The organism is Streptomyces sp. NBC_00829, from assembly GCF_045161795.1.
GTDB lineage: Bacteria > Actinomycetota > Actinomycetes > Streptomycetales > Streptomycetaceae > Streptomyces.
The window spans coordinates 369,452-389,848 of the sequence record NZ_CP108868.1 but is presented as its reverse complement, the minus strand read 5'-3'; the positions used below and the strand labels follow the sequence as shown (position 1 = coordinate 389,848).

The following is a 20,397-nucleotide window of genomic DNA, read 5'->3' as shown; positions in this document are numbered from 1 at the left end:
CGGTCCTGGAGTGGGTCACGGCACGAGTGGGGACGGGGTTACTTGCCCTTCGCGGCTTCCTTGAGCTTGGAGCCCGCCGAGACCTTCACGCTGTCCAAGCGTGGATCAGGGACCGTAACGGTCAACTGCAGGCCGGGCGGGCTCCGTGAGGAGCAGCGAAATGTTCGAGAGGTTCACCGACCGCGCGCGGCGGGTTGTCGTCCTGGCTCACGAAGAAGCCCGGATGCACAACCACAACCACATCGACACCGAGCACATCCTCTTGGCCCTGATCCATGAGAGTGAGGGCGTCGCCGCCGAAACCCTTGAGAGCCTCGGGATTTCGCTTGAGACGGTCCGTCTGCAGGTCGAGGAGATCATCGGCGAAACCGAGCAGACCCGAGAGAACGCGGGTGAGACCGAGCAGACCGAAGAGACCGAGGAGATCTCCGGAGACCAGCAGGACCCGTCTGGTCATATCCCTTTCACCCTCCGTGCCAAGAAGGTCTTGGAGCTGTCGCTCCGCGAGGCCGTTCAGCTGAGCCACAACTACATCGGTACGGAGCACATCCTGCTCGGCCTGATCCGTGAGGGTGAGGGCGTCGCCGCACAGGTCCTGGTCAAGCTGGGCGCGGATCTCAACCGGGTACGGCAGCAAGTGATTGAGGCACTGCCCAGTGACCAGCCCACCCAGGCCGGTGGCGACGGCAGCCTAGCCGACGCCACCCGCTCGGCCTCACTCATCCTGGACCAGTTCGGCCACTACCTGACGCCGGCCGCCCGCGATTCCAACCCCTACCCGGTCATTGGGCGCGAGTGGGAAATCGAACGGGTCATGCAGGTTCTGTCGCGCCGTACGAAGAACAACCCTGTCCTGATCGGCGAGCCCGGCGTCGGCAAGACCGCCGTCGTGGACGGGCTCGCCCAGACGATTGCCGTTGGCGACGTGCCTGAGTCTCTCAAGGACAAACAGCTCTACGCCCTCGACTGGGACGCACTGATGACGCGGGCGGGCAGCGCCACTGACATGCAGGAGCTCCTGAAGCAGGCATTGGCGGAGATCCGTGCCCGCGGCGACATCATCTTGTTTCTTGACGAGCTTCACACGGTGGTGGGTGCGGCAGCCGCCGAGGGCACGATCGACGCCGCTTCAGTTCTGAAGCCGATGCTGGTCCGCGGTGAGTTGCAGACCATCGGCGCCACAACGCCCGATGAGTACAGCAAGCTGGAGAAGGACGCGGCTCTGGAGCGCCGTTTCCAGTCCATCGAGGTCGCCGAGCCGTCGGTGGCGCACACGATCGAGATCCTCAAGGCTCTGCGGGACCGTTACGAGGCCCACCACCGCATCAGCATCACGGATGCCGCGCTGGTCGCTGCGGCGACCCTGGCCGACCGATACATCTCCGACCGCTTCCTCCCGACCAAAGCCATCGACCTGCTCGACGAGGCCGGTTCCCGGACGGGTATCCAGCGGGCGACCGCGCCGCCGGAGCTGCGCGAGTTCGACGAGAAGATCGCCGCCGTCCGCCGGGACAAGGAATCCGCGATCGACTTGCAGGACTTCGACAAGGCCGCCTCCCTCCGCGATGGGGAGAAGCGGCTTCTGGCCGCCCGGGCCACGCGGGAGAAGGAGTGGAGGGCCGGCGACCTCGTCGACGAGATCGTTGAAGAGGACATCGTCGAAGCGGTCTCCAGGCTGTCCGGGGTTCCGGTGCGGCGAATCCTTGGAGGGCTTTCCGATGTCGATCGATCCGCCACCGCGGGCGAAAGCGTAAGCAGTGACTTCGGGGAAAATTATGTACTGCTGAATGATGAGCCGGCCGACAAAACGGAAGACGACCTTCTTGGCGCCGGTGAGATCGCCGCAGGCATCGCCTCCATACTGACTGCTTCGAGAACGGCCGCCCCCTTTGTGCTGGCCATTGACGGGGGCTGGGGAATAGGCAAAAGCACACTATTGCGACTGATCGAGTCTCGCCTGGTAGAATCTCGACAGGTCGGCGAACAAGAAATTGTCTGCGTTCGGTTCAATGCGTGGACGGCGCAAGGCAGTAGTGCACTCGAGGGATTGATCAAGTCGGTTCTCGGGCGCCTTGACCGCAATGTGGTGCGGCGCTGGATGCGCCGTTTGACCGAACACAGACGCGCACTCGGCATGGCATGGATCATATCGGCGATCATTGGCCGATTTTTGGGCGTTTCACGCTTGATAGATGAAATGTGGAATGCGTTGGCTGTCGACGCGAAGTCGCGCAATGAAATGCGTGGCCTGATTTCAGGCATGCTGACGGACTGGGTGGACGACACCGGTCATCCCGGTCGAGCCCTCGTGGTCTTCGTTGACGATCTCGACCGATGCTCCGACGACGTGGTCATCGAAGTATGCGAAGCCGTGAAACTGTATCTGGATGCTCCAGGACTCATTTTTGTCCTGGCGTGTGACTTTTCCGTGCTTGCCCGGAGCGTCTCCACATCAGCACGTGGGGGCGTGGGCGAGGGGCGCGCTTACCTTGAGAAGATCGTCCAGGTTGCGTACCGGGTCTCCCCACCCGACGAGTCACAGCTCAAGAAACTCATAGACGGCTACGGGAAACGATCTGGAACATCACAGCTGGTCGACGACATAGTGACGAGCATCCTTCTAGAGCGGGCCGGAACTAATCCGCGAAGAATCAAGCGGATCATCAACGGGTTCATTCTAGAATATCGTTTGAATCCTGCTTGGCGCGCGATTCCGCTGGATAGTTCACTGCTTATAACGGCGATACTCCTGCAGCACCTCTATGCCTCGTTCTATGATTTCCTGGTGGCCGATGAATCGAGTGATGACCCTATTGGGGATTTTCTCGACTATGCTACGGTGCGCGCCAGAGCTTCAACTCCTCCGCCATCCAATCATGCATGGTGGACGGTCGTGCGCAGGACATTTCAGAAACATGGCATTCCTGCGCCGGACAGGTCCGCGACGGGCGAGGAGTTGATGAGGGAGGTTGAGCGGCTGGAGTCCGCACTGCCCGAAGATTTTCCGATGCTCGCCCGCACCAACGCGTTTATCCGGTTGCTGCGCAGTATCGGAGACAAGGAGACTCGCCAAGCGCTGTGCGCCGAGCTGGTCAGTCGACCCTTTTCAAGCGAGGGGGCGAGCTGACGATCCTCGATTGAGGTTCGCCAAGTCACGGACCACCGCGGCTCCCACCCCGGGGCCAACTCGAGCGCGGCTCGCCCGTCGGAGACGTCGACCGAGGCGAGCAGGTCTGCCCCCACGTGACCACAGCGCATCGGCATACGTCCCAGCGGCCACCGTCAAACCCGCTTCTCGTGTCCACATCACCAAGCAACCAGATCGCTGGCGTGCGCCGATCCCAACGACCGAAGTTGGTGACAACCAGAGCGAAAAACCCCAGGTAGTGACAACTGAAATGCCCAAACGGTGACAGCTACCGCGCTCAAGTCCGTGTTGGTCGCCAGCTCACCGATCCGCCTTGGTGTCACCTAGCTCGACCAGTCACAGCGCTCCGTCCCCTGGTCGGGGTGGATGACAGTGGCGCCTCGTCGGCACGGTCTCGGGATGCGCGGGGCCGTTGTCCGGCAGACACCTGGGTTCCGGTGACAGATGGGCCCGACCAACGCGAGCGAGTGCTAACAGCGATGCTCAAACGGTGCCATCTATCGCGACCGCCACGGCGCATCGTGCCTGTCCGGCAGGCTCCGCCGGGTGCCCACTGTGGCGACCAGTCATAGGCGTACGCCGATGGCCCATGCCGCGTTGTCGGTGGTCGTCAGCCGTACAGCCACTGCTCCCAGGCTTTGCGGCCGGTCAAGGCGGTGGCCGGGATGCCCAGTTCGGTCAGCGCGCCGGGGTACACGCGCTCGTAGGCCGTGTTGTAGGCGCTGGCGAGGGCGGCGTCGCCGAGCAGCCACGGCGCGGGGGCGTGGTCGAGGTCGAGCACGGCGAAGTCGCCTTCGTAGCGGATGCTGCCGTGGAGGAGGCCGCGCTCGAGCAGGGTGTGCCAGCCGCGCCCGACGCGCTCGACGCGCTCGACGCGCTCGACCTCGGTCATGCCCTTGGCGGTGTCGATGACGGAAGCGACGTCGAACCGGCGGGGTGGGATGCGGGCATAGAGCTTGGCGATCATCCAGGGCAGGCCCAAGATCCGAAAGAGGTGTGTGCGATGGGCGCCGCCCATGGAGACGTTGTAGAGCGGTCCGGCCGGTCCGTTGATGACGCTGAGGGAGATTGCGGGTTCCTCGGCAAGGTGGTGGCGGATGAACGCGGCGAGCTGCTCGGGCTTGGTGGTGAGTAGTTCGCGGGCAGCGCGGGGTAACCAGCTGGGGCCGCGAGACGCCTCGGACCGGTCGAAGTCGCCCCAGACCTTATCGATGGCGTGCACGATGGCGTCGGTACGCACCCAGGCGGCGCTCTCGCTGGCTGCCCAGTCGTGCTCCCGCTGGCGGTTGTAGAGGTTGAAATGCGGCGACTGCGGCGCACTGGTCTGGAGCTGGGTGGTGGCCGCGCGCACCCGATCGCTGATCTCGTGCTCGGGCCAGGCCAGCTGGAGTTGGGTGATGGCGGCGACGGTGGCGTCGAGCGCGGCGCGGTCGGCATCGAAGGCGCGCAGGACATCCACCCGATCGATGCCGGGTGGGTCACTGCCCGCGGCGGGGGCTTCTGGCCGTTCGCCATGCAAGGTCAGGGTGATCTGTGGGCGGTGGCGGCTGGTGGCCTCGAACGACTGCAGGGCTTGCCCGGTGGCGTCGGGGGTAGCGCTCCAGCCGCGCACACAAAGACCGTCGTCGCGGTGCGCGGTCAGGTTGCCGTCGCTGTGCCATGTCGCTGCCCAGGTGCCGCCCGGCCGGTCGAGGTGCACGGGCCGGCGTGCGAGGTCGGCTTCAAGTCGCTGAAGATCGCCGCGGCGCCGGGCACGGGCGAGCAGGCTCGGCGCGGGGCGCAGTACACCCGCCAGGAGCTCTTCGTCGAGCGGATACTCTGCGCGCTCGCTGTGCCATTCGCGCAGGAGGTCTCGTGCCTGGGCGATGCGGTGTGCGGCTTGCTCAGCTGCGTCGCGAATCTCGTCGCCGTCGAGGTGGCCCTCGACGGCGGCCTCCGCGTGCCGGCCGGCCGCGGCCACCACCTGGTCCCACAGGTACAGCTCGTCCGTGGTCTGGTGCCACAGGTAGCCCTCGCGGGCGGACGTGTCCGACTCCTGGACTGTGGTGAGGGACCTTACGATCTGGGCGCGTTCGGCGGGCGGCTGGCCGCGGCCGCGGCGTACGGCGAACTGCAGCAGGATCAAGGTGAAGCGGCGGGCGAAGTGTGTGGGCCGGGGGCGGCCGTCCTTCGTGGTGCACGTCGTCATGCGCGAAGCCACGCACGTGGGGCATGTCCAGTCCAGTGCATCCCAGTCGGCCGCCACGCATCGGTCCTCTCGTCGGCGATCAGGTCAACCACCCCCGCAATGGGGATGGTTGCAGTGTGGCAGCGGGGACTGACACGGGAGCGCGAATGTGCCGCAGCGTCGGCGCGATCCGCTCGCTCCGGCACGCGCCCGGTCCCGGTTAACCCCGGGCCCGCGCTTCTGCTATGTGGTCGTGGCAGTCTGGCGGCGCTTGGCGCGCTCGACCTGCCGCAGCAACAGGTCGGCGAACTGAATGATCTCGGCTGCCTCGATGGGGTCGTCGAAGTCGACGGTGCGGTGGCTGGCGGGATTCTTGTACGCGCCCATGGCACCGGCGAACAGTGCGGAAGCAGCCTCCTGCTCACCTCCTTCGGCTCCGGCGTCGGCGAGCGGGCCGCCGGCCTTGCCGTTCTGGTGCGGCTGGAACGCCTTGCGCATCAGCGGCACGCCGACCAGGGAGTTGTCGAGGCCGGACGCGTCCCGGACAGCGACTTCGACCGCCTTCATCGCGGCGAAACACGCGGTCTCGTAGTCGCCCAGGTCGAAGTTGGTGCGCACCGTGTCTTCCAGCGCCGGGTGGAGCGGGCCGGACAGCCGCTGGCGAGCTTCGAACCGCGTGATGCCCTCGGGATCCTCCGCCAAACTCCTGCCGTCGCGGGACAGCTGGCGGAAGGCTTCCGACTGGCTGGGCACCCGGGACAGCAGCGCATGTGCCTCCAGCCAGGCCCAGGCATCGGAGAGGCGGTCGACGAGAACCTCGGTGTCCGGCTCGTCCTGGAACGCCTGGCGGGCCGAGCCCATCGTTCCGCCGTACTGCAGGAAGCCGGTTCCGCCAGCGAGGTGCTGCAGGAGAAGGAGCGCAACGTCCCGGGTGGGCAGCTGCCGGATCTGTTCCGCCGGAACCGGCGGCGTGAACGTGTACCTCATGGGCGCACGCTACGGCGTGGCACCGACAGCCGAGTGCCGTACCTCGGCAGAGGGACACCGATGGGCCGAACCGGTGACGGCGTGCATCGGTGCTCGTCCTGCCGGGTGGAAGGTGAGGCCCTGCAACAGCCCAGAGGCATCGGCAGGGAGCGGCACGTGGCGTACGAGGTGATCAGGGTGGAGTTCCGTTCGGAGCTCCAGGCCCGCTGGTCGGTGTTCTTCGACCACCTGCGGGTGCCGTGGGCGTACGAGCCGGTGACCTTCTACGACAGCGAGGGCTCGCCGCGTACGCCGGCGTTCTGGCTGCCGGAGCAGCGGATCTGGTTCATGGCGGAGGTGGAGGCCCCGGTGTGGTGGGCCCGGTTCGCGATGGCGGCCGCGGGCTGCGACGAGTGGTGCGGCGGCCGGGACGAGGAGGCCGACAGCTGCCCGCCGGTGAAGGTTCCGGAGGAGTGGCACGGCAAAGCGCTGCTGGCCGAGGGCCCGTTCTTCCCGGACGACACGGCAGGCGTCGACACGTGGGGCCGCCCCGACCCTTGGAACGGGCCATGGCGGTTCCACGGGGCGACCGGGATGAGCGTCTACGACGACGAGCCCTACCAGTGGACGATGTGCCCGCAGTGCGGGGCCTTCGGCGCCGAGTTCTGCGGGTACGCCGAGCGGCTGCCCTGCGGCTGCCTCGATGACCGCGAGCACCACAAGGTCGCCAATGGCAGCGACAAACGCCTGCTGGCCGCCTACCGGGCCGCACAGCTCGAGCAATGGCATGCCGACGACTTCACCGACCCCCACGCGACCGCGCTGTGGCCCACCGTGCGCGAGGCCCTGGTCCATCAGCCCGGCGCCGCGGCCGCCGCCGCGAACTGCGCGGGCGAGTGCCGGTCGCTCGCCGAGCAGCTGCGCCAGGAGCTGTGCCCGCCTGCCGCTGGGAACAGCGAGGGCCTCGAAACGCTGTGCTCGGCATGCCCGGGGTTCGTCTGCGGACAGTGCGGCGAACGGCCAGCCCCCGCGGCCGGTGTTCCATGCCGGACGTGCGAGCCGGTCGTCCTGCTCACCGAGAACCAGGCGAGGCAGCGGCTCAACTGGAAGGTGGAGCAGCTCGCCGCCGCGACGGACATCCACGGACGCCGGGTCAACGGCATCGTCAACGACTCAATCGGGGCGAAGACGAGGTCAGGGATCTCTCTGGCCCAGCTCGGCGTCGCGCTCACCAACGTCGAGCGGTGGCTGGAAGACCCGTCGTCCATGCCGACCGGGCTCCCCGATCCCTCCTCCGAGGATCTCAACAAGCTGCACGGGGCCGAACTGCGCAAGCTCCTCGCCACCTACGTGGGGCCCCTGGCGGGAGCGCTACGCGAACCGATCCCCTTCGTCCAGAAACAGCTGAACGAATGGATGGGCGCGCCCAGCCGCGCCGAGGCAACGGACGAGCAACTACGCGACGCCATCATCCAGGCCCGGGCCTGGATCGAGAACCCCGACTCATACCGCGCCTACACCCACCCGGAACCGCCCGAGCCCGACGGCCTGCCCGCGCCGATGCGCACGAAGAACGCCGTCACGGACTCCTCCTGCAACCTGTGCGCCGCGCCGGTGATGGCCGGCGAACTCAACGGCCGGATGCCCCACCCGCGCCAGCCGTACGTTCCGATGGCCTGGCTGTGCGCCCACTGCCTGTTCGACCGGCGGGCCAAGCCCCGCCTCACCGACGTGCTTCTGCGGGTCTTCCACCACACCTTCAGCGGCAGCATCACCACACTGCTGAACACCACCGAGGCCGCGGTGCTCCTCGAAGCGCTGCTGACGGTTCCCGCACCGCAAGACGACGCGCACCTCCAGGAGGCGATCACCGCGCTCCGGCAGGGGATCGACGCGCCGGAGCCCGTGATGGGGCTGAGTTACCACCCGGCCCTTGCCGCTGTGGCCGCGCTGCACGCGGCGAGGCCGCAGGAGGCCGCGGCTGGTGACGCCGCTGTCCTCGCCGCTGTCGCTCAGCACCTGGCCGAGTGGCAGCACAACCCCCAAGACATCGACCAGGCCCCCTACAAGAACCGCACCCTGTGGCGGCAAGCCGTCCTCGAGAGCACGCTCACCCCCACCGTCCTGTCGCAGCGCGGCGGCCCCTTCTGGGTATGACGCCACCGGCGCCGTGATCCGCCCCGCCTGACCAACCTGGAGGAACACCCGATGCCGTACGACGTCACCCGCGACATCAACGCCGGCCCCCTCGTCCTGCCCGGCGTCCGCGGATCCGTAGGCGCCGTCTACTCCGAGCACCGCACCGACAAGCCGGGCTACGGCGCCGCCGTGGAGCTCCCCGCCGTTCTGGAACTCCTCGCCGCCATCGAGACCGGTCAGATCACCGCGGCCCAGGCCCAGGAGGCGTTCGCCCCCTTCCTCCACCGGCTCGAAGAGTACGACCGCGAGATGGATGACCGGGCCGCTCGCTACGAGTACAGCTGAGGAGCAGCAGCCATGGCCGACGCCGAAAAATGGCGCACGCACTGGACAACGTTTCCACTGGAAACGGGGGCCTGACACTGCCGGAGCCACATCCCCACCCCCGAGGGCAAAGGCTGACTGGTCTCCGCGGGCGGTCCTCGACTTGGCCCTCGGCTCCAGGCCTGGCAAAACCATTGACCAGCCCTTTCGTTGGAGGTTGGATGGCGCTCCCAGCGATCAAGGGGGCGCCATGGCTCACGTGTCCATCCAGCGCAGTAGCGACCTGCCCTCCTGCTCCCGATGCAACGGCCCGCTCATCCTCGCCGCGCAGATGCCCCAACTCGATGCGTCCGGAAAACCGATCAGCCTGGAGTTGTGCCGAACCTGCGATGCCGGGGACACCGCGGCTGGCGCTCTGGTCCGCTTCTTCTCCTCCGGCGCGGGCAACGACACTTCCCGAGCCAAGGAGGGTGCCGAGCTCATCGTGGAGTTCCAGAAGGAAGTGATGGCCGCACACGGCTACGTCCTGATGGATAACTCGCCCCCCGGGTCCTCCGACTATCCACCCCACATCGGAACGCCCCCCAAGGGCGTCGGCTGACCGCTTGCTCATGCGCGCGGGCCGCGCGTCGGACGCAACTCATCACCGTCGGCCTGTGCGGTGGGGAAGTCGCACGTCGGGGAAAGCCGCCGGGCGGCACGGCAAGAGGTGGGCGTACCTCGTTGCCGGATGGGGCACCGGCCGTTGCGCCTCCTTGACTGGCCGCCGGGCTCCCGATGTCATCAGCTTGGGCAACGTGAACGCCCGGCCGCGCGATGGAAGAAGCCCCCGCAGCTCCTTCGCCGAGGACCGGCCAGAAGTCTCACCGCTCGCACCACACCGACAGGACCACCGTACAAAGCGCTCGCCGCCGGGGGCCGGTCCGGCGCAGAAAGCGATCATGCCCCCTCTGGCCGCCTTGGCCTTCACCGAAGACCGCCGCCGCAGCACCGGCGAATCCCACCAGGCCCTCTGCACACTCCTCGGGGAAAGCGGCCAAGCGCTCCCTATCCCCGCAGCCCGTCACCCGGAGCAGGCGCAGCTGGAGACCGCGGTCTTCCTTGCATGCTGCAAGATCGGCGGCCTCTCCGAGCACCCCCTGGGCATCGTCCGCGTCCGACCCGAGGAAGATCAACTGACCATCCGGGTCGTCAACGAGCCGTACGTCATCCACTACTGGGCTGAGTTCCTCCTCCCCCGCCTGAGCAGCGAAGACGCCTTGGACCCCCGGGACCAGGTCAGCGGCGTGGCCGGCCTCCGCTTCCGTCGTGAAGGCAGCCAGATCTGCCTTCACCAGCCTGGAATGCCAGCCCGCATCATGCTGACCGGGTTCAATCCGTGGTGGTGGCAACGCATCGTCGACCGGCTCACCGCCGACTACGACCTGCTCCAAAGCGAGCCGGACTGGTGTGCCGAAGCACGATAGTTGTCACCACCGGCATCGCCTGGCCTGCGGCTTCAGTAGGACAAAGCATGGTGGTTGTCACCGATGCGGCGCGCTACCTGTCACCAGCGGCAAGCGAAGCAGGGGCGATGTCACCGCGTTCGGCTTCTGATGGGCAGTGTGCCGAACGGCGGCCCTTGGCGATCACGGGCCATATTTCGCGCGCCCTACGCGAACCCCGCCCCTACGATCACCTGGTACGACTGCTGGAGGGGCGGGAATGCTTGAGGACATCGAGGACGGGACAGCGGCAGCGACGCGGCTCGCGGGAGGTACGCCGCTTCACAGCACGCTTGATGTCGCCGACCCCGCTGACTGGCTCGCGCTGGACGCAGGAGTGCGTGAGGTGGCCTGGCACCGCCCGGAGTTCCTGCCGGGGTGGGAGCACTCCGCCCCACTGCCCGCCGACCTGACTCAGCTCGGCGAGTCTCGGCTCGCACTCGCCCTCTGCCACCGCGACGGGAGGATCCGTCAGGAGGCGGTGCGTCAGTCGGTCCGATACCCCGGTCTGCTGCCGTTGGTCGTGATCCGCTGCGCCGATTGGGTCGGCCCAGTGCGCGAGCACGCTCGGAAGTTGCTGCGCGAGGCCCTGAACGTGGACTCTGCCCTCGACCTCGCGCCGCTCATCCTCCGCGTCGGCCGCCGCGACAGAGGTGCCTTCGGCGTCGATGTGCTCGGCCAGATCCTGCGACAGGCATCCCACGGGCAACTCGCTGTTCTCTTCGCTGACCCCGACCGCATCGTCCGGCGGTTCGCGTACCGGCTTGCCATCGAGGGCCAACTGCTCCATCCCGCTGAGCTGGCCCGCGCGGCCGCCGGGGACCAGGACACCGTGGTCCAGGACCTGTGTGCCACAGCGGCGCTCACGGCTCTGGGGGATGAGGATGCCTACGAGGGTGTGCTGCCTCCACTGCTGTCCGCACGCAACCCGCGTACCCGTTCGGCCGGCGTCACCGCGCTGAGACGGGCGGGGCGGGCAGAGCAGGCGGAGCCGTTTCTCAGCGACCGTTCCGCGCTCGTGCGTGCTTGTGCCCGGTATGTCGTACGACAGCAGGGTGTTGACCCGGCGGTCTGGTACCGGGAGCGGTGCACGACACCGGACGACCCCGATTTGCCGCCCGGTGCGGTCATCGGGCTGGCCGAGTGCGGGAACCGCGCGGACGCCGGGCTGCTGCGGCTGCTGCTCGTGCACCCGGCGGCCGGGGTGCGGGCGCGAGCGGTGGCAGGGCTGCGGGCGCTGGACTGCGCGGATGCGGAGCAGTTGCGGCCGCTCCTCGACGACCCTGCCGCCGGTGTCGTCCGCGAGACCGCCGCCGCCCTGCTGCCCTCGGCCAAGGAACTGCCCGCCGACTGGCTATTGGAGCGCACCAGTACCGCTCGGCCGCGGCACGTCCGCGTCGGCGCGTTCCGGCTGCTCGACGCGCGCGGCGGCACCGTGGCGCTACGGGCGGCGGTCGGTCTGTTCCAGGACCCGGATATGAAGCTGCGCACCTGGGCCGCGCAATCAGTGCAGCGCTGGCATCCGTCGCCTGATGGGCGGGGCGGCGACGCAGAGGTGGGTGAACTGCTCGACCAGAGCCGACACCTCTTCAGCGACCACATGCTGGCCGACGCAAGTGGGAAGCCGGGGTGGACAGCTGAGACTGCACCGCGGTCCAGAACTCTGCTCAGCACTCGCCCCCCGGTGGCCCTGGTGACAGCACGCCTGCCTTGGTGACAACTATCGTGCTTTGGCTCAACTGGACACCTGTGGAACGCGCCGCCTACGCCGCCACCGCAGCCTCGTCCTTCGAACCCGCCTCGCTTTTCTCACCCTTGCTTCGCCGAATCCGGGCGACCGCCGGCCCCGGCTCGATCAACAGCACCGACGCCTGGAGCGCCATCGGCGGGAACTTCCGCCTGGAGACGACCGACGGTCCTCCGTGCCCGGACCTCATTCGGCTCCTTGGGAACGGCCCCACCGGACTCGGCTGGGAAGTCGACGACAAGAGTTGCACCTGCCTGTGCGACCACACGCACACAGCCGTCGGATGCAATATCGACTTCCGGGAACCCGCCACCGGACGGTTCGTGTACTACTCCAACACCATGTGGGGACGCACACTCGATGACCGCCGCCGCCAGACCATCTCCGAAATGAACCGCGCAGCCTTCACCTGAACCTCAGGTCCAGTCGTCGAGTACGCGGTAGGTGGCCCGCGAGATGAGCTCGGCGTGCTGGCGGATCTGAGCGATGAGGCCGTCTTCTGCGGCGATGAGGGCCTGGGCGACGGAGGCGGTCATGCTGCGGGCGTTCTCCGATGGCTGTCGCATGGTGGGTATACGTGCCTCTCGTGCTCGGGGCCCTTTCGCCGGCGGAACCCGGCCCTCGGTGGGGTGGGACGTTCAGCCGCTGATCGTGGCCTCGGGTGTCTGTGGGTGGCGGGTGAGGCCTGCGGCGGTGACGGCGTGGAGGTGTTCGGGGGGCAGCTCGTCCCAGCGTTTGCGGAGGTTCTTGAGCCACTGACCGACCTTGTACTCCTCACCGTCGAGAGTGACGGTGTCGCGTTGGCGGATGTGGAGGTGACCTTCGCGGTCGCGGAAGGCGGCGACGGCTGCCAGGCCCTGGTCGAGCTGCCGCTGCTGGCGGGCGGCGCGGCCGGTGGGCTGTGGCGGTTCGTCTTCGGCGGGTTCGATCAGGGTGATGCCCAGTTCGCGCACGAGCCGGAGCTGTTCGGGGTGGAGGGTGCTGTAGTCGGTGCTCTGGGTGCGGACCCATTCGCCGAGGGGCTCGTCGTCGTCGGTGATGAAATCGGCGGGGAGGTCGTCGAGAGTGATGCTCGCGTTGGCGTAGGTGCGCGCGGTGTAGTAGAGGCGCTGCCAGGTGATCGGCCACGGCGGGTTCCAGTACGGGTCGATCTCGGTGAGCGCGGTGTCGGTGGGGTCGGGTTCGAGTCCGCTGTCCGCGCGCGTGCGGGCGGCGGCTCGGCGGTTGGTGAGCCAGCGGCCGAGGGCGAAGTCGCCGGCCATCTCGCCGGTGGGAGCGGCGAGATGGCCGTGGCGGTTGGCCCAGTTGCGGGCGTGGAGGAGTCCGCGTTCGGCGGCCTGGGTCTGGAGGTTCCAGATGATGCCGAGGCGTTCGAGGGACTTGATCTGGGCGGACTTGAGAGTGCCGGCCGCGTACGCCTTACGTGCCCGGTTGATCCAGCGGCCCAGTGCGAAGCCGTTCTCGTCGTCGTAGAGCCGAGGGACGTCGAGGTGCCCGTGGTGCTGCTGGTAGGCGGTGGCGGCTTCCAGACCGCGGCGGAAGGACGCTTCGCGGGGGCGGAGGACGCGCAGCCGGAACGCCTGGGCGATGGTGTCGGCGGGGAAGGGCCGGTCGAAGACGACGTCCACGGGCACGCCCGTCTCCTCGTCCTCCTCGTCCGGGACCGGGTGGGCGGGCTGCTGGGGGACGGCGAGACGGTCGGCGATGCGGTCGTCGTGAGCACGCAGGGCCTGGAGGACGCGCCAGAGCGGCCGGTACAGGTTCGAGCCCATGAGGTCGTCGGCGTCCTCGCCGGGGGCGACGTACACGGGGACGATGAGGGTGGCCTTCTTGCCCTGGCCGGGCTTCTGTCGAAGGGCCCGGCCGACGGCCTGGACCGTGTCGACGATCGACTCCTTGGGGTCGGCGAAGACCACGGTGTCGATGCTGGGGATGTTGACGCCCTCGCCGAGAAGGCGGGCGTTCGCGATCAAGGTGCGGTGAGCGGGCTCGAGGAACTCGCCGGGGCTGCCGTCGAAGCGGTCGAGGAGCTCGCGGCGGTAGGCGGGGTCCTGGGTGCCGTCGAGGCCGGTCGCCCACAGCTCGCCCGGGTCGGGACAGCTGGTTCCGGTCTCGTCGAGCGCGTAGAGGAGGGCGGCGGTCTCGCGGAGGGTGCCGGCGAAGGCATGAGCGTCGGCCACGCGGTGGTGAAAGGAGACGACGCGGCGCAGGTCGAGCTCGGCCATGGCGCGCAGGACGGCGATCTGGAGGGCGGCCTGGCGCAGTTCGGCTTCGGTGGCCTTGTCGGAGATCCCGAGCCGGGTGCGGATGGTGGCCTCGTTCACCTCCATGACGACGACCCGGTAGTCGGCCAGGAGGTCTACGTCGATGGCCTCGGCGAGCGGGAGGCGAAAGCAGGTGTCGCCGTAGAGAGCCGGGTTGTCCATGGACGCGACGAGCGAGCCGTCCTCGTCGTCACCGGGCTCGCCGGCCGACCAGATCCTCGGGGTGGCGGTGAGGTAGAGCCGCTTGTGCGCGGGGATCAGTTCGTCGTCATGGACGGCGGCCCAGCGTTTCCCCAGGTCACCACTGGTGCGGTGGGCTTCGTCGACCGCCACCAGCGACCAGGTGGGGAGGCCGAAGTGGGTGTGTGCGTACTGGACGCGGTGCAGGGAGTGGTAGGTGGCGAAAACCGTCAGGCCGGGGTTCTGGTGGACGGTGGCAGCCAGGGCAGCCGGGTCGGTGGTGAACGCGACGGGCTCGCCCGCGGTGTTGGGGCGCTTGGAGCACAGGGCGAGCACGGGCCCGGTCATGCCGGCGGTGCGCCAGTCGTCGATGGTCTGGGCGAGGAGCTCCAGAGTGGGCAGCAGCACCAGCCGGGTGCCCTGGGGGGCGACACGGGCGGCGGTGCGCGCGGCGACGTACGTCTTGCCGGTGCCGCAGGCCATCACGACGGAGATCCGGGCGGTCAGGCGCAGCGCGGTGTGCGCGGCGTGGACGGCCTTGGACTGGTGCGGGCGCAGCCTGATCCTGGGCGGTGGGGCGGTGGTGGTCGCGGTCACGGGGTGGCCGGTCCTTTCAGCCGGGTGCGGGCGGCGGGTCAGATGCTGAACTTGATGTGGTCGATGCCGGTCAGTGCGACCGACTGAAGAGAGGTGGCCCGCGAGCCGCCGTCGGTGAAGTAGTCGTCCCGCAGCCCGTCGGCGACGATCTGGGCGAGGTCTTCCTCCGAGGCGCCGGCCTCTTTGGCTTCGAAGAGGGCTGCGGCGGTGGCGGCGTCCAGGCGGCGGGTGAGGCGGCGGTAGCGGGGGTCGTTGGTGGTGCCCTTGGGGGACTTGAACCCGAATTTCCCTCTTACGTCCACTTTGATGCCGCCGGTGGTGACGGCGGCCTGGAGCTTCTTCGCCTTGACGATCGGCTGCCAGAGCTGCTTGACCGTGGCTTCAATGAGGGCGGCGGTCTCGGGCTTCGCGGCCTTGATCTCGTCGTCGCGGTAGCGCTCGACGGTGCGCTGGGATTTGCCGATCTTCTCGGCGACCGCGCGGGCGGCCTCGGCGCGGCTGACGCCCTTCTCCTGCTTGAGCAGGAAACGGATCCGCGCGCCGAGCGTCTTGGGGATCGGCTGGGAGTAGGCGGTCTCGGCGGCCTCTTCCAAGCGGTCTTCGATCAGTCCCACGGTCAGTCAGCTTCCCTACGGTTCAGGCCACGCGGACGAGCGAGGCGTCCTTGATTTCGTTGGCAATGTTCACTCCGTCGGCGAGCAGGTCCAGCGCCCAGCCGATGGTCTGGCTCCCCTGGTGCTTGACGGAGCCCGGGTTGACGCCGAGGCGGAAGCCGCCGCGGATCGGCTCGCCGTCGGGGCCGAGCAGGACCGGCAGCGGCGACAGGCCGTCGATCGCGTAGACGACGCAGTCGTTGTTGACGGCGAGCGGGTACCGCCCCGCGATGGTGAGGCTCTGCATCTTGCGGTGCATGTTGGTCCGCGCCTTCGACAGGATCATGGCGCGGATGTCGGGCCGCCACGTCAGCCGCCTCAGGGCCGGCCACGGGTCGCCGAAGACGTGGTCGAGGCCAAGGTTGGGGCGCTGGCGCAGCTTGCCGATCCCGGACTTGGCGGTGGCCTTGATGGCGTTCGCCAGCGTCACCAGGAGCGGGTCGCCGTCCTTGTAGTGGGCCATCGCCGCGAGAAAGGCTTCGTCGTCGAGGTCCGTGGTGACGCCGAGGTCGGCCATCACGGTCAGGTAGGCGTCGCGGAGGGTGTCGTACCAGGGCTGGAGGTAGGGGCTGTGGGTCTCACGGACCCATGCCTCCATCGGGCGGACGTCGGCGCCGAGTTCGACGGCGTAGGCGACGGTGGGCGTGGCGTACCAGCCGGGTCCCTCGGGGCGCTCGCCGCTGGAGGTGAAGGGGCTGGGCAGGCGCGGGTCGGTCTCGATGTGGGAGAGGTCCAGGAACCAGGAGCCGGGCAGCTCGGGGTCGAAGGACGGGTTGCGGGGGTAGTGGATGGCCGGGCCGGTGCCGACGTGCAGACGCCGGCAGGCGGCGAGGAAGGCCACCTGCACGTCGAGGGCGGCGACGTGGGTGCGGGCCCGTTCGTCGTCGGTGATGAGTTCGGCGGGGCGGACCCAGATGCAGGCTTCCTCGTCGAGGGCCTCGCTGGCGGGCCGGGAGCCTTCCTCGGGGTAGTCAGCGACGACGACGGGGTGTTCGTCGGGGGCCTCGCACGGGGCGGGGTCGACGACGGTGTGAAGGGTGTGGGGCACCTTCGCCGAGACGTACTTGTTCTCCTTCTCGCTCCACTCTGCCTTGGTGGGCGGGCGCAGCGAGGTCATGAGCTGTTCGCCGGTGACGGCGAGGGTGCCGCGGGGGGTGATGACCAGGCGGGCGTAGGTGCCGAGCATTCTGGCGAGTTCGCCGGCGGGCAGGTCACCGGCCTTGCCCCAGGCGCGGGTCTCCAGCGCGCCCCAGGGCACGAGGGCGAGCTGGACGCAGTGGCGCTTTCCGTCGAGGCGCTTGAAGATCCTGGCCCAGGGGCCGAAGCCGGACTTGGTGAGCTCCCAGCCTGCCTTCGTGATGTTCTTGACGATCTTGTCGTCGGCCGGCAGGCGCAGGTCCTCCTGGTCCGCGAGGTTGGTGGGCAGGCCGAAGTGGGCCACGGCCCCTTCGGTGAGGATGATCAGCGGGTCCTGGTCGAACCCGTTGTCGTGGAGCTTGGCTGCTCCCAGGCGGATCTTCTTCTTGTCCAGCGCCCACGCGGCCAGAGCCTGGAGCGTCTTGGCCGGGCACGGCACGGTGCGGCCGTCGACAAGGTGTGCGGTCAGGGCGCCGTCGGTGATGTCGAGGACGGCCAGCGGACCGTCGGCGTGCTCGGGGGCCACCGCCTTCACGGCCGGCCTCTTCGCCGTCTTGCGGCGGAAGGCCGAACTGGTGGCGGTGACCGGGCGGCGCGGCACGGCCGGCGGACGAACGGGAGACGCGGGCGCAGTAGCCGGGAGCGCGCGTGCCGGTGCGGCGACCGGTGGTGCGGCGTCCGCCGGGGGGGCGGGAGCCGGTGCGACGGCAGCGGGCACGGGGGCGGCCGTCTCGGTCGCGGTCGGCAGGACGGGCGCGGCCGGGGCAGGGGGCTGGGTGCCGCAGCGAGGCATGCCCATGGCGGCCATGGCCTGGAGGTAGATGTGGCGGGGCTGGCCTTCGACGAGGCATGACGTCGGCTTGCCGCAGCGGACACAGGGGCGGGTGACGTCCTCGGGCAGGTGGGTCCAGGAGCCGGGCACGTCGTACTCGGGGTACTCGGCCCGCGCCGCCGTGTTGTCGAGGGCGGGGCTCTGGTCGGTGTCCGGCCAGGTGAGTTCGGGCGGGTCCTCGATGTCGTAGTCGAACAGGGGGGCCTGCTCTTCCTCCGCGGCGGCCGCCGGCTGCGGCACAGGCTCGGTGTCGGGCACGGGCACCGGAGCGGCGGCGCCGCTCGTCACTGCGGCGCGAGCGAGCTCGTCGGCGAAGTAGGCGAGGAGCCGGGCGTAGAGCTGCCCCTTCTCCCCACGCGGTGTGCGGGGTGGATCCGATTCCCAGGTCCACACCGTCTCGCGGCGCACGCTGGTCGCCTTGCCCATCTGCGTGACGGTCCAGCCGAACTCCTCGCGGAGCCGGACGCGTGCGGCCGGGTCCGGCAGCGGCGGCACCGGGCCGTCGAGCGGGATCCGTGCGAGCACCGCCGTTACCGGGTCGGTTGCCGGGTCCACGTCCACCTCCACCCTCAGAAACAGAATCTAACGCGAATCTAACGTACTCGCGCCGACTGCCGATTGCAAGTTCTGTTCACATTTCAATGTGCATTATGGTTGTTGCGTCTTCTCTTTTCAAGATGTAATCTCATTGAGGGGCGCCGCCGACGGATGGCGGGCGCACCCCCCGCACAGGGCCGGTACACGCCCGAGCCCGCCCCCGGCCGAGCCGGGAGCCCCTTTCCTGTCCTGCATGACACCTGAGGAGTACGACAGCCATGGCCTTTCCCCCTCGGCACGTTCTGTCCCCCGAACCCGGGGAGCCTGCCGCGCCCGGGTCGCGGATCACCGTGGAGGCCGGCGACATCCTGATGCGACGAGGTCTCAACGATCACGCCCGCTCGGCCCAGGTGAACGTGATCGAGGCCGCCAAGGCGCTGGAGGACTTCCGCCTCGGCCGCGGCGCCGCGCTGGAGCGCGCTGAGAATCTCGCCGGCCGTGCCGTCACGACCTTCCAGGAGCGCACGGGCGAGCACGACGAGGCCGCTTGGCAGGCCGCCGTGGTCTACATGGTGGAGCTGTGGGCGAGTCGCTACACCGCGGGCCGCCCGGCCGCCTTCGACCCCGCCCCGGCCCCGCCGTCCCTGTTCACCCCGGGGCACCCGCTGCGGCTGGAGACGGTCAGCCGCGATGCCCACGACCACGTCCTCGGCGCCGGCCGGTCGCTGGAGCGGGCGGCGCGCGGCGTGGACACGATCGACATCGCCCGCGCACAGCACGGCATGCACGAAGCCGCCCGGCTGCTCCATGACCAGCTCGACGGTCTGTCCATGCCGCTGTGGGTGCTCATCAGCCGGTTGTGCGCCGAGATCCACGCGGAGAACCTCCGCATTCTGAAGACGCCCGCCCCGGGCACCTCGGCCTGAACCTCTTCTCCCCCTCGCCGGGCGCATGCCGCTGCCCGGCACCAACCCTTCGCCACCAGCCAGGAGTTCACCATGAGCATCACCACGCCCGTCTCGTCCGCCGTCGGCCCCGTCCGGGCCGGGCAGCTGTGGCAGGACATGGCCCCCGACATGGTCGACCGCAAGCGGATGCTGCGCGTGGTCGCCGTGGGCGCGACACACGCCGACTGCGTGGTCGAGCGCGACAACAAGCCGGGCGCGGCCGGCCGCAAGGCGCGGCCGCTGGCACTGAGGCGCTTCGCGACGAGCGCCTTCACCCTGATCGAGGACGTCGTCGACGACGCCGACCAGACCGTCTACGCCCGTTTCCTGGCGGCGATCACGGGCGTGCAGGGCGACAGTCCGTCCCCCGTGGAGTACGCGACCGCGGCGCTGCGCGTACACAAGGAGCTCACCGCCGAGGCAGCGAAGGGCCAGGACTGACCCGGCCCTCGGCACCAGCCTGTCCAGCCGCGCGGCGGACGCCCGAGGGTGGCCGCCGATCCCGCACCCCGCTAACCCACGGCCTGGTGGCCGATTCGTGTGATCGCTGATGGAAGGAAGCAGAGAAGAGATGGCGTTGTCGGCGAAGACCGGGGCCGCCCAGGCCCCGGACACCGCGTCCGGAGACGAGGTGTTGCAGTCCGGTGAGATCGTGGCCGTGGAAGGCTGGCCGGGCGAATGGGAGCTGATGGAGCCCGGGCCCGGTCCTGGTGTGTGGACCGTGGAGTCCGCGCGGCTCGAAAACCGTGTGAGCGCGCAGGCCGCGCTGAGCGCGCTGCAGCGCCTGGTTGACGCTCCCCACGTGCGGCGGGGCGACCTGGTGATGCAGTCCTACCCCGAGCAGGAGCGTGCCGCAGTGGTCGGCGCCGTGTTCCGGCTGGGCCAGTGGGTGGCGGTGAAGTCGTACACGCTGCCCGACGGCAGGGTCTGGCGCACGATGGACGCGGTCGACCGGCTGGAGGTGGTCACGCCGGAGCAGCTGACCGCGGCCGTCCGGCTGGTGGTCGCCCACGGCACGCACCGGGGCCGGATCGTGCAGGCAGTCGTGTCCTCGCGCGCCGGGCAGTTCCGCGTGGTGTGCACCTGTGCGCCGGGTGCCGGCGAGATCTGCCGCGACGGCCGCAAGGTCACCTGGTGCCCCAGCCTGAACAGCGCCCGGGACCTGTGGGACTGGCACGTGTACGGCACTGCCCCTACTGAGAGCGCCTCGTAGTTGTCCGAATCCCGGTGACCGCCACAAAGATGGAGCCACCCTTTGGCCGGACACAGGACTCC

Annotated in this window: 15 protein-coding genes and 1 pseudogene; 10 read left to right on the top strand and 6 right to left on the bottom strand. The window is 69.0% G+C overall.

From position 1 onward, the window contains the following. Window positions 1-160 precede the first annotated feature (160 nt). A pseudogene (locus tag OG293_RS41490) lies at window positions 161-2,674 on the top strand (P-loop NTPase fold protein); the annotation flags it as partial. A 1,084-nt stretch (window positions 2,675-3,758) separates the two neighbouring features. Here the strand turns inward: OG293_RS41490 and OG293_RS41485 are convergent. After that, window positions 3,759-5,336: a hypothetical protein gene (locus tag OG293_RS41485; RefSeq protein WP_406003932.1), complete on the bottom strand. Its 1,578-nt coding sequence runs from the start codon at window positions 5,334-5,336 to the stop codon at window positions 3,759-3,761. 222 nt (window positions 5,337-5,558) lie between these two features. Further along, a complete protein-coding gene (locus tag OG293_RS41480) occupies window positions 5,559-6,302 on the bottom strand; it encodes a TIGR02391 family protein (RefSeq protein WP_331752500.1) in 744 nt (247 codons plus the stop codon). Between the two features lie 156 nt (window positions 6,303-6,458). On the opposite strand from OG293_RS41480, the gene OG293_RS41475 reads away from it, so the two are divergent. The 6 genes from OG293_RS41475 (at window position 6,459) to OG293_RS41450 (ending at window position 12,388) form a co-directional block, all read left to right on the top strand. Continuing rightward, window positions 6,459-8,438 (top strand): hypothetical protein, encoded by a 1,980-nt coding sequence (locus tag OG293_RS41475; protein WP_331752498.1) that lies wholly within the window; start codon window positions 6,459-6,461, stop codon window positions 8,436-8,438. Window positions 8,439-8,489: 51 nt separating this feature from the next. Next, window positions 8,490-8,765, top strand: a complete 276-nt coding sequence (locus OG293_RS41470; RefSeq protein ID WP_053679643.1) for a hypothetical protein — start codon at window positions 8,490-8,492, stop codon at window positions 8,763-8,765. A gap of 229 nt (window positions 8,766-8,994) precedes the next feature. Continuing rightward, window positions 8,995-9,345 (top strand): DUF6300 family protein, encoded by a 351-nt coding sequence (locus tag OG293_RS41465; protein ID WP_319656778.1) that lies wholly within the window; start codon window positions 8,995-8,997, stop codon window positions 9,343-9,345. Between the two features lie 340 nt (window positions 9,346-9,685). After that, a complete protein-coding gene (locus tag OG293_RS41460; protein WP_331752495.1) occupies window positions 9,686-10,210 on the top strand; it encodes a hypothetical protein in 525 nt (174 codons plus the stop codon). Between the two features lie 238 nt (window positions 10,211-10,448). Beyond that, on the top strand, window positions 10,449-11,945 hold the full coding sequence (locus OG293_RS41455) for a hypothetical protein (protein WP_331752493.1): 1,497 nt from the start codon (window positions 10,449-10,451) through the stop codon (window positions 11,943-11,945). Then, a complete protein-coding gene (locus OG293_RS41450) occupies window positions 11,942-12,388 on the top strand; it encodes a hypothetical protein (protein WP_406003931.1) in 447 nt (148 codons plus the stop codon). The genes OG293_RS41455 and OG293_RS41450 overlap by 4 nt, the downstream gene beginning before the upstream one ends. A gap of 3 nt (window positions 12,389-12,391) precedes the next feature. On the opposite strand, the gene OG293_RS41445 is transcribed toward OG293_RS41450, so the two are convergent. The 4 genes from OG293_RS41445 to tap all read right to left on the bottom strand — a co-directional run bounded on the left by OG293_RS41445 (window position 12,392) and on the right by tap (window position 18,193). Next, window positions 12,392-12,541 (bottom strand): hypothetical protein, encoded by a 150-nt coding sequence (locus OG293_RS41445; RefSeq protein WP_406003930.1) that lies wholly within the window; start codon window positions 12,539-12,541, stop codon window positions 12,392-12,394. Window positions 12,542-12,613: 72 nt separating this feature from the next. Further along, window positions 12,614-15,016 carry a Helicase associated domain protein gene (locus OG293_RS41440; protein ID WP_331752489.1) on the bottom strand — a complete coding sequence of 801 codons (2,403 nt, stop codon included), beginning with the start codon at window positions 15,014-15,016 and terminating at the stop codon, window positions 12,614-12,616. A 38-nt stretch (window positions 15,017-15,054) separates the two neighbouring features. Further along, window positions 15,055-15,630 carry a telomere-protecting terminal protein Tpg gene (gene tpg / locus OG293_RS41435; RefSeq protein WP_212728853.1) on the bottom strand — a complete coding sequence of 192 codons (576 nt, stop codon included), beginning with the start codon at window positions 15,628-15,630 and terminating at the stop codon, window positions 15,055-15,057. A 22-nt stretch (window positions 15,631-15,652) separates the two neighbouring features. Then, entirely contained in the window at window positions 15,653-18,193 is a 2,541-nt protein-coding gene (gene tap, locus OG293_RS41430; protein WP_331752486.1) for a telomere-associated protein Tap, read from the bottom strand. A 260-nt stretch (window positions 18,194-18,453) separates the two neighbouring features. Here tap and OG293_RS41425 point away from each other — a divergent pair, with 260 nt between their 5' ends. The 3 genes from OG293_RS41425 to OG293_RS41415 all read left to right on the top strand — a co-directional run bounded on the left by OG293_RS41425 (window position 18,454) and on the right by OG293_RS41415 (window position 20,335). Beyond that, a complete protein-coding gene (locus OG293_RS41425; protein WP_331752484.1) occupies window positions 18,454-19,101 on the top strand; it encodes a hypothetical protein in 648 nt (215 codons plus the stop codon). A gap of 72 nt (window positions 19,102-19,173) precedes the next feature. Continuing rightward, window positions 19,174-19,563 (top strand): DUF6354 family protein, encoded by a 390-nt coding sequence (locus OG293_RS41420; protein ID WP_331752482.1) that lies wholly within the window; start codon window positions 19,174-19,176, stop codon window positions 19,561-19,563. A gap of 130 nt (window positions 19,564-19,693) precedes the next feature. Then, on the top strand, window positions 19,694-20,335 hold the full coding sequence (locus tag OG293_RS41415) for a hypothetical protein (protein WP_331752480.1): 642 nt from the start codon (window positions 19,694-19,696) through the stop codon (window positions 20,333-20,335). The last annotated feature ends 62 nt before the right edge of the window (window positions 20,336-20,397 follow it).